At 35.4% G+C, this 11,322-nt stretch carries 6 protein-coding genes; all 6 read left to right on the forward strand.

Features of this window, described 5'->3' with window-relative positions; translation table 11 throughout:
- On the forward strand, positions 1 to 4,434 hold a 4,434-nt coding region (locus tag BKM63_RS09245; protein WP_123907060.1), incomplete at its 5' end, for a gliding motility-associated C-terminal domain-containing protein.
- 49 nt (positions 4,435 to 4,483) lie between these two features.
- Positions 4,484 to 5,401 carry a PorP/SprF family type IX secretion system membrane protein gene (locus BKM63_RS09250; RefSeq protein ID WP_071636333.1) on the forward strand — a complete coding sequence of 306 codons (918 nt, stop codon included), beginning with the start codon at positions 4,484 to 4,486 and terminating at the stop codon, positions 5,399 to 5,401.
- Positions 5,402 to 5,412: 11 nt separating this feature from the next.
- On the forward strand, positions 5,413 to 7,416 hold the full coding sequence (locus tag BKM63_RS09255; RefSeq protein ID WP_071636334.1) for an OmpA family protein: 2,004 nt from the start codon (positions 5,413 to 5,415) through the stop codon (positions 7,414 to 7,416).
- 363 nt (positions 7,417 to 7,779) lie between these two features.
- Entirely contained in the window at positions 7,780 to 8,205 is a 426-nt protein-coding gene (locus tag BKM63_RS09260; RefSeq protein ID WP_071636335.1) for a CBS domain-containing protein, read from the forward strand.
- A 156-nt stretch (positions 8,206 to 8,361) separates the two neighbouring features.
- Positions 8,362 to 10,653, forward strand: a complete 2,292-nt coding sequence (locus BKM63_RS09265; protein WP_071636336.1) for an NADP-dependent malic enzyme — start codon at positions 8,362 to 8,364, stop codon at positions 10,651 to 10,653.
- A 79-nt stretch (positions 10,654 to 10,732) separates the two neighbouring features.
- Positions 10,733 to 11,314 (forward strand): Holliday junction branch migration protein RuvA, encoded by a 582-nt coding sequence (ruvA, locus tag BKM63_RS09270; RefSeq protein ID WP_071636337.1) that lies wholly within the window; start codon positions 10,733 to 10,735, stop codon positions 11,312 to 11,314.
- The last annotated feature ends 8 nt before the right edge of the window (positions 11,315 to 11,322 follow it).

An 11,322-nucleotide genomic window follows, 5' to 3' on the forward strand; every position in this document is an offset into this window, starting at 1 on the left:
TCAGTTTTCCCAATCGGAAACACAACAGTAACCTGGACAGCAAAAGATGCTGCAGGAAATACGCAGACTTGTACTCAGAATGTAAAAGTTGTAGGACCAATTATAGCTAATGATGATAAAGTCGCATCAATAAATGGATATGATGGAGGAACAGCTGTTTCAGATGTCTTAGCTAATGATTTGCTTAACTGTAATGCGGTAGTAAGAAGTGAAGTTGTTTTAACATTAGCTTCTACATTGCCATCAGTTTTAACTTTTGATACTACAAGTGGAACAGTTGCTGTTAAGCCAAATACACCAGCAGGAACATATTCATTTGATTATAAAATTTGTGAAGCTTCAAATTCTTCAAATTGTAGTACTGCAACTTTAGAAGTAAAAGTTACAGCTCCTTCAATCCTTGCAGTAAAAGAAAACTTGGGTCCAATCAACGGCACAATCGGCGGAACAACAACATCGCTTATTGCATCAGATAAATTAAATAACATCCAAGCAGTAATCGGATCAAATCCTGGGCAGGTTACTTTAACAGCAACAGCTCCAACGGGACTTACAGTAAATACTGCAGACGGAACAATAACGGTAAGCGCAGGTGTAAAAGCTGGAAGCTACGATGTAGAATATACCATCTGCGATAATAACAATCCTGGAAGTAACTGTTCAACAGCAACTTCAACAGTTGTGGTAACGGCTTCAGATTTAGTAGCTAATTTAGATTCTGCGGGATCAGTTGTTGGAGGAAATACATCTCAAACGCTTATCAATGTTTTTGATAATGATACAAAAAACGGAGCTAAACTAGATCCGTCAGATGTAAAACTGACACCGGGAACAGATTCAAAAGGATACTTAACAATTGATGCAAACGGAAATGCAGTTTTAGGCGCAAATGCTCCGGCAGGAAATTATGAATTAACGTATGAAATCTGCGAGCTTTTAAATCCAACAAACTGCTCTTCAAATAAAGTTGAAGTTACGGTAACAGCTCCTTCAATCCTTGCAGTAAAAGAAAACTTGGGGCCAATTAACGGTACGATCGGTGGAACAACAACATCGCTTATTGCATCAGATAAATTAAACGGACTTCAGGCTGTAATCGGAGCAAACCCGGGACAACTTACGCTGACAGCAACGACTCCAACAGGACTTACCATAAATTCAGATGGAACTATAACGGTAAGCGCAGGTGTAAAAGCGGGAAATTACGATGTAGAATATACCATCTGCGATAATAACAATGCAGGAAACTGTTCAACAGCAACTTCAACAGTTGTGGTAACGGCTTCAGATTTAGTAGCTAATTTAGATTCTGCGGGATCAGTTGTTGGAGGAAATACATCTCAAACGCTTATTAATGTTTTTGATAATGATACAAAAAACGGAACTAAACTAGATCCGTTAGATGTAAAACTGACTCCTGGAACAGATTCAAAAGGATACTTAACAATTGATGCAAACGGAAATGCAGTTTTAGGCGCAAATGCTCCGGCAGGAAATTATGAATTAACGTATGAAATCTGCGAGCTTTTAAATCCAACAAACTGCAGTACAAATAAAGTAGAAGTTACCGTAACGGCTCCAGCAATTGACGCCGTTGCAGAAAACTTAGGTTCGGTAAATGGAAGCATTGGCGGAACAACAAACGCTTCAGTAATTTTAAATGATAAATTAAACGGAGTTCAGGCTGTTATTGGAACAAATCCTGGAGAAGTTATTTTGACAAAAGTAAATCTTCCTGCAGGTTTTGTATTAAAATCAGACGGACGAGTAACGGTTCCGGCCAGTACACCAATCGGGACTTATGAAATCGAATACAGTATCTGTGAGGTGACAAATCCAGGAAACTGTGATACGGCAAAAAGCACGGTTGAAGTAACAGGTTCGGTATTCGACTTAAAAGATGATTCAGTTTCTGCAGTTGTAGGTTCAGCTCAAAACCAGACTCTGGTAAATGTTCTGGCTAATGATAAAAAAGACAATGCTTCGATCAATATTGCAGAAGTAAATCTTTCTGTAACAACAGCAGATCCAAAAGGATATTTAACATTAAATCCAGACGGAACAATTGAATTAAAAGCCAACGCACCAGCAGGTAATTATGAATTTACGTATCAGGTTTGTGAAAAGCTTAATGCATCCAATTGTGCGGAAGCAGTTGTGAAAGTTACCGTAACGGCTCCAGCAATCGACGCGGTTGCAGAAAACTTAGGTTCGGTAAATGGAAGCATTGGCGGAACAACAAACGCTTCAGTAATTTTAAATGATAAATTAAACGGAGTTCAGGCTGTTATTGGAACAAATCCTGGAGAAGTTATTTTGACAAAAGTAAATCTTCCTGCAGGTTTTGTATTAAAATCAGACGGACGAGTAACGGTTCCGGCCAGTACACCAATCGGGACTTATGAAATCGAATACAGTATCTGTGAGGTGACAAATCCAGGAAACTGTGATACGGCAAAAAGCACGGTTGAAGTAACAGGAGGAAAATTACTGGCAAATCCTGATGTAGTTCCATCAGTCGTTGGAACAAATCAGCCGAAAACAATTATAAATGTTTTTGCCAATGATACAAATAACAATTTACCAGTTGTACCAAATGATGTAAAACTTTCAGTATTAACTCCAGATCCAAAAGGGTATTTAACTTTAAATCCTGACGGAACAGTTACGCTGGAGGCAAATGCACCAAGAGGAACATACGAATTGATCTATCAAATCTGTGAAATACTAAATCCTTCAAATTGCAGTTCGGCATTAATAGAGGTTACAGTTGAAGAACCAACGATAACAGTTACAGCAGACAGTTATTGTTCAGACAATGTTCCTTATGTATCTTATAAGGTTGTGGCAGATAACTTCACGCCAACAAATCTGTTAACGATTAAATGGATTGACAGTGCTAATAATGTAGTAGCGACTCAAACGGATTTACCACTGAGTGGTACTATTTTATGGCCGGGCGCAATTGTAGATGGCAGCGGAAAAGGAATTGACTGGCCGGGATGGATATTAACGAATGGTCAATGGATAGAAGGAGCAGATGGATTTGAAAATACAAAAACTGCTGTAACAATGGAGTTTTTGGTTAATTCAACAGCAAGCATTTCTGTAAATTATCCTGCAGCAACCGCGCAGTGTAACGCAAGGCCAACTTTTGTAATTGTAGCAAAAGATGATGTTGCCGGACCATTAGACACAAGTAAAGGATCAAAAACGTCAATAACAATATTTGATAATGATACATTTAACGGATTACCGGTTAATCCTGCTGATGTAGTTTTAAGCACGATTGTTCCACATGCTAATTTGGTTTTAAATGCAGATGGTTCAGTAAATGTTGCACCAGGAACTCCTTCGGGTACTTATGAATTAACCTATCAAATATGCAGTATTAATTCAACTAATTGCAGTCAGGCAGTTATCAAAGTTATAGTTTCAAATTCTACAACTCCATTAAATCCGGCGCAGCCACTGGTTTTAACTGATGATGCTTTGATAGCAGTTGACGGAATAAATGGCTCACTTGAGTTTGTAAATGTTTTAGACAACGATTTGTTAAACGGCCTGCCTATTAACCCGGCAGATGTAATTATTACCAATCAGTCAGGAGATTCGAATTTTGAATTTAATGCTGATGGAACTGTAAATGTTAAACCAAACACACCAGGTAAAACCTATACAATAGTATATCAGGTTTGCGAAAAAGCAAACCCTGCAAATTGCAGTACAGCAACATTAAATGTGTTCGTAGAAGTTCCTGCTATTGCGCTTATCAAAACAGCAGTATTTAATGATGAAAATCGTAACGGAATTGCAAATGCAGGTGAAACAATCACTTACAAGTTTGTAGTAACCAATACCGGAAATGTACCATTAAAAGGAATTACAATTTCAGATCCGCTGCCGGGAGTGGTAATGTCAGGTCAAGCAATTGATTTAGATGTAAACCAATCAAACGAAACCAATTTTACAGCAGTATATAAAGTTACGCAAACCGATATAAATAACGGAAAAGTAAGCAATCAGGCAGTTGTCAAAGGAAATAGTGAAAGAGGAGTAGCGGTGGAAGACAATTCTGATGATGAGAATGTTGCTGGTGACAAACCTACAGTATTAGACATAAATGGATGTACAATTAATGTTCTTAACGCTTTTTCTCCTAATGGTGATAATAAAAATGAACGATTCTATATTCAGGGATTAGAATGTTATCCAGATAATACAGTAGAAATCTACAACCGTTGGGGAGTTTTGGTTTTCGACATAGATCGTTATAATAATGAAGACAGAGTGTTTAAAGGATATTCATATGGCCGTACAACGATGAAACAATCAGAAGGACTGCCAGTAGGAACTTATTTCTATATCCTGAAATACAAAGACAGCGGCTCTAATCCTCACGAAAAATCAGGTTATTTATATATTAATAAATAAAAAAACAAACGGCTTATTACAAGCTAATCCGTTTTTTAAAATCTTAAAGATGAAAAAATTAGGTTTAATTTTTATGTTTTTTACCATTGTGTGTTCAGCGCAGCAAGATGCTCAATTTACACAATATATGTACAATACAATCGAAATCAATCCGGCTTATGCGGGTTCTCGAGGTGTGCTGAGTGTTTTCGGATTATATCGTACACAATGGGTTGGTCTTGACGGAGCCCCTGAAACAAGTACATTTTCAGTAAATACGCCTTTAAATAACAGTAATTTAGGGTTAGGAGTTTCATTGGTAAACGATAAAATCGGGCCAACAAATGAAAATACGTTATCAGCAGATTTATCCTATAGTATTCCAACTTCAGAATCATTTAAGCTTTCATTCGGGATCAAAGCAACGGCAAATCTTTTTAATCTTGATATAGGTAAATTAAGTTATGAAGATCAAAACGACGAGATGTTTCAGGATTTAAAGAACAAGTTCACACCAAATGTTGGAGCCGGAATTTACTGGCATTCTGACCGTGCCTATTTAGGATTATCTGTTCCAAATTTCATTGAAACAAACCGTTATGCTGATAATCGCAGTGATACGGCTATCTTCAAAGATAAAATAAACTATTATTTTATGGCTGGTTATGTCTTTAATCTAGATCGTTTAGAATACATAAAATTCAAACCGGCCTTGTTGACAAAAATGGTCGAAGGAGCACCTTTACAAGTAGATGTATCGGGTAATTTTATGTTTAATGATAAGTTCGTTCTGGGGCTTGCCTATCGCTGGAGCGCCTCAGTTAGTGCTATGGCAGGTTTTCAGGTTACAAAAGGAATGTATATAGGATACGGCTACGATCACGAAACCACTCAGTTAAGAAAATACAATTCAGGGTCACATGAAATTTTCCTTCGTTTTGATTTTTTCAATAATTACAGCAAACTTACCTCACCAAGATTCTTTTAATTGATTTAAATATGAAGATTAAAAACCTACTTTATTCCGTTTTGTTCTTTTGCTTTTTTTTCATGGCAAATGCTCAAACGTCCGGTATAAAAAATGCAGATAAAAAGTACGATAGTTACGCTTACGCGGATGCTGTAAAAGCATACGAAAGTTTAGTTGAAAAAGGAGTAAGAGACGAAAAAGTATTTCAAAGACTTGCAAATTCCTATTACTTTATCGGTGAATTACAAGAAGCCCTAAAATACTATCAGGAATTATTCATTCTAAATGAAAATCAGGAAGCCGAGTATATGTATAAATATGCCCAATGCCTAAAATGGGAGGGAAGCTATGCTAAAGCAGATGAAATTCTGGTAAAATTTAGTCAAAAAGCACCATCAGATAAAAGAGCTGTTTTATTCCTAAAAAACAGAAGCTATCTGGAAGATATCAAAGAAAACTCAGGCCGATTTGATGTCGCAGATGCCGGAATTAATTCAAAAGATTCAGATTACGGAAGTACCATTTTAAATAATAAACTGGTATTTACTTCTGCCCGCGATACGGGTAACATAATCAAAAAGAATTTTAAATGGACGAATAAAGCCATCTCAACTTTGTATGCAGTAGATTTAAATCCTGACGGAAGCATTGGAAAACCAATGTTGTTTCATAAAGAAAATTTGAAAGTCAATTTTAATCAATCGACTCCGGTTTTTACAAAAGACGGACAAACAATGTACTTTACCAGAAATAATTCTGTAGACGGAAAAAGAAGACAGAATGAAAATAAAATCACATTCTTAAAACTTTATAAAGCAGTTTTAATAGGTAATGAATGGAAAGAAGTACAGGAACTTCCCTTTAATAGTGATGAATATAGTGTGGCACATCCGGCTTTAAGCGTTGATGAAAAAACATTATATTTTGCATCAGATATGCCGGGAACATTTGGGCTTTCGGATATTTTTAAGGTTAGTATAAATGCTGACGGAACTTTTGGTACGCCGGAAAATTTAGGTCCGGAAATTAATACAGAAGGAAGAGAAACGTTTCCTTTTATTTCAGATGAAAACGAACTTTACTTTGCGAGCGACGGAAGACCAGGTTTAGGCGGACTTGATATTTATGTTTCAAAAATAAATAAAGACAGTTCTTTTGATGAAGTTCAAAATGTTGGAGAACCAATCAATAGTAAACAAGATGATTTTGCGTTTATCATCAACAGTAAAAACAGAAATGGTTTTTTCTCTTCAAACCGCGCAAACGGTCACGGACTTGACGATGTTTACCGATTTACAGAAAATCGCAGATTAATTTGCGAACAGCAAATATCAGGAACAATTACTGATCAGGAAACAAACGAAACACTTTCAAATGTAACTTTAATTTTATTTGACGAAGCAGGAAAATCTGCCATTGAAACAAAATCAGATGACAATGGAAATTATGCTTTTCCGAATGTAAGATGTGGTAAAAAATATTTCATTAAAACATCCAAAGAAGAGTATTTGTTTAAGGAGGTTTCTGTGACCCTAAAAAAAGCAACAGGTTCCGTCTCGCTGCCCATAGCTTTAGAACAGAAACCAAAACCTATAACTGCAATTCCGGTTGTAATAAAAGCAAATAATGCGATTAAACCAGTTAAAGTTACGATTAACATTGGAACAGATTTAGGGAAACTATTAAAAATACCGATGAACTTTTTTGATTTAGGAAAAGCGACAATTAAAAAAACTTCTGAACCTCAATTGCAGAAAATGGTCGATATGCTAAACCAGTATCCAACAATTAAAATCGATATCCGTTCGCATACAGACAGCCGTTCTTCATCAGAAAGTAATCAGGTTTTATCAGATAAAAGAGCGCAGTCTACAAAAGACTGGCTGATAAGTAAAGGAATTAATGCCAACAGATTAACAGCAAAAGGATACGGAGAAACACAATTGGTAAATAAATGTGCCGATGGTGTAAAATGTACAGAAAAAGAGCATCAGCAAAACAGACGAAGTGAGTTTATAATTACGAGTTTGTAGTTTGATTAAATTAAGAAAGGCTTTCTGAAAATATTTTTCAGAAAGCCTTTTTTAAAATATAGTAATATGATTTTTTTACCAGTTCTTAACTTTAGGCTTACGTCAATAGGTAACTTTAATGAGGTATTTGATAAAAATTAAATTGAATTTTGACATTGGGTTGAATCAGGTACTTAAGAGTTAAAAAATCTAATTTTTCACAAAAAAGCTTTATAAAAGTTTTCTTTCATTAGAGGATAGTTTTGAAAACTTTAAATTTGATGTATTTTGTTTAAAATGAATTAGTTGTGTTTCTAAAAAAAGCTATTCACTGTAAATTGTGTTTATTTTTTTTTAACTTTATAAAACTAAAATTTTTCAGATATGACTGTAGATCAAATACTAAACGCAAAGGGGAAAAATGTTTTTTCGGTACGTTCAACAACAACCGTTTACGAAGCTCTAAAGGTAATGGGCGAAAAAAACATAGGCGCTATTCTTGTCATAGACGGAACCGATTTAAAAGGAATTTTGTCTGAAAGAGATTATGCCCGAAAAATTGTTTTAAAAGACAAATCCTCTAAAGAAACATTTGTACATGAAATTATGGAAAGCAATGTTTTTTCGGTACAGCTCTCCAATAATATTGAAGATTGTATGGAACTTATGAGTTCTAAAAGAATAAGACACCTGCCGGTTTTAGAAAACGGAATCGTGGTAGGAATAATTTCTATTAGTGATGTGGTTAAAGCAATTATTGAAATTCAAAAAGACACTATTCATCACTTAAACTCTTACATCTCACAGTAAATACTTCTATAAAATACTTTTTCGAATAGTCCGGATCACATCGGGCTATTTTTTTTGATTTTCTCATTTTGATATTTTAACAAAAGAAAGCAGTAAAATAACCCCATTTTAAACTAAGACTTATATCTTTGTAAGCTAGAATAAAAGCTAAAAATAATGAACAAAGAGAGTAAAAAAAGAGAGGCATTACTGTACCACGCAGAGCCAACTCCAGGAAAAATTCAGGTAGTTCCAACAAAAAAATACGCAACCCAGAGAGACTTATCGCTGGCTTATTCGCCGGGAGTTGCTGAGCCTTGTTTAGCAATCGCAGAAAACATTGATGATGTTTATAAATATACTGCAAAAGGAAATTTAGTTGCCGTAATTTCAAACGGTACAGCAGTTTTAGGTCTTGGAGACATAGGTCCAGAAGCAGGAAAACCTGTAATGGAAGGAAAAGGTTTGTTGTTTAAAATATTCTCGGATATTGACGTTTTTGATATCGAAGTTGATACAAAAAATGTTGAAGAATTTATTCAGACTGTAAAAAATATCGCTCCAACTTTTGGAGGTATTAATCTTGAAGATATCAAAGCACCGGAATCTTTTGAAATCGAAAGAAGATTAATAGAAGAATTAGATATTCCGGTAATGCACGACGATCAGCACGGAACAGCAATTATTTCTTCGGCAGCTTTAATCAATGCGCTTGAATTGGCAGGAAAAAAAGCAGAAGATGTAAAAGTAGTAGTTTCAGGGGCAGGATCTGCAGCAATTGCTTGTACAGATTTATATGTTTTATTAGGAGTAAAAGTAGAGAACATTAAAATGTTCAACAGTAAAGGACTTTTAACAAAAGACAATACTTCATTATCAGATTTACAATTAAAATATGCCGTTGATGGTCCTAAAATTGAATTAGCAGAAGCCGTAAAAGGAGCAGATGTTTTCATCGGATTATCTTCAGGAGATATTTTATCAGCAGAAATGCTATTGACAATGAAAGAAAACCCGATTGTTTTTGCAATGGCAAATCCAAATCCGGAAATCGATTATAATTTAGCTGTAGAAACTCGTAAAGACGTTATTATGGCTACAGGCCGTTCAGACTTTCCTAATCAGGTAAATAACGTTTTAGGTTTCCCGTATATTTTTAGAGGAGCACTTGATGTAAGAGCTACAAAAATTAACGAAGCTATGAAAATGGCAGCCGTTAAAGCTTTAGCTATTTTAGCAAAAGAACCGGTTCCTGAACAGGTTAACGTAGCTTACGGAGCAACAAAATTAGGCTTTGGACAAGAATATATCATTCCAAAACCATTTGATCCTAGATTAATTACTGTTGTAGCGCCGGCTGTTGCAAAAGCGGCAATGGAATCTGGAGTAGCAAAAAATCCTATTACAGACTGGGCGGCTTATGAAGATAAGCTTCGCGAGCGTATGGGTAATGATAATAAAATGGTACGTTTAATTACCAATCGTGCTAAATTAGACCCTAAACGAGTTGTTTTTGCCGAGGCAGATCAGTTAAATGTTTTAAAAGCAGCGCAAATTGTGCATGAAGACGGAATTGGTATTCCGGTTTTATTAGGAAACAGAGAAACTATTTTAGAATTAAAAGCCGAATTAGGTTTTGATGCTGAGCTGGAAATCATTGACCCTAAAACAAACGAAGAAGAAGCAAGACGTAACAGATTTGCAAATTCATACTGGGATACAAGAGAGCGCAGAGGAGTTTCATTGCTTGATGCTCAAAAGTTTATGCGTGAGAGAAACTATTTCGCAGCCATGATGGTAAACGAAGGCGAAGCCGATGCTTTGGTTACGGGTTACTCAAGAAGTTACCCAAGTGTGGTAAAACCGATGCTTCAGTTAATCGAAAAGGCACATGGCGCTTCACTTGTTGCTACTGCAAACATGATGCTTACTTCTCGCGGACCAATGTTTTTATCAGATACGGCGATAAACATCAATCCATCATCAGAAGATCTGGTGAACATTGCGCTTATGACAGCTAAAACAGCAAAAATGTTTGGAATTGAGCCTGTAATAGCAATGGTTTCTTACTCAAACTTTGGATCATCTTCACATCAAAATGCTTCAAAAGTAAGAGATGCTGTAGCTTATTTACATAAAAATCACCCTGAGATGGTCGTAGATGGTGAAATTCAGGCAGATTTTGCTTTAAATTCTGAAATGCTGCAAGAAAAATTCCCTTTCTCTAAATTAGCAGGAAAAAAAGTAAATACGTTGATATTCCCTAACTTAGAGTCGGCAAATATTACTTATAAATTGCTAAAAGAATTATATAAAGTAAATTCTATTGGTCCAATTATGATGGGAATGGGTAAACCGGTTCACATTTTCCAATTAGGAGCAAGCGTTGAAGAAATGGTTAACATGGCAGCAATTGCGGTAATCGACGCGCAGGAAAAAGAAAATAAAAAGAACAAATTGGCACAGTAGTTCAATAAAAATAAGGATCAAATAAAATTGTCTTAATTTTATTGCATTTTTATTATATTTGATTCTTATAAATTATACTATGATAGCACATTTGCAGGGAAAATTGGTTGAAAAGAATCCCACAGAAGTTGTAATTGATTGCGGTGGAGTAGGTTACCATGTAAATATTTCTTTACATACCTTTTCATTAATTCCTAATGCTGATTTTATAAAATTGTATACGCATCTTCAAATTAAAGAAGATGCGCATACTTTATATGGTTTTGCAGAAAAATCTGAACGAGAGATATTTAGAATGCTGTTGTCTGTTTCAGGAATTGGAGCTGGTATTGCTCGAACAATGCTTTCTTCGATCGAACCAAGACAAATTATTAATGCAATTGCCTCTGGAGACGTTGGAGTTATTCAGTCTATAAAAGGAATTGGAAACAAAACAGCACAACGTGTAATACTTGATTTGAAAGAAAAAGTGTTAAAGTTGTACGATTTAGATGAAGTTTCGGTAGTTCAAAACAATACAAATCGAGATGAAGCGTTATCTGCTTTGGAAGTTTTAGGATTTGTGAGAAAAACTTCTGAAAAGGTAGTAGAAAAAATCGTGAAAGAAGATCCGGAAGCTACTGTCGAAACGATCATTAAAAAGGCTTTAAAAAGCTTATAAAATCAATT

It is taken from the genome of Flavobacterium johnsoniae (assembly GCF_001879205.1).
GTDB lineage: Bacteria > Bacteroidota > Bacteroidia > Flavobacteriales > Flavobacteriaceae > Flavobacterium > Flavobacterium johnsoniae_A.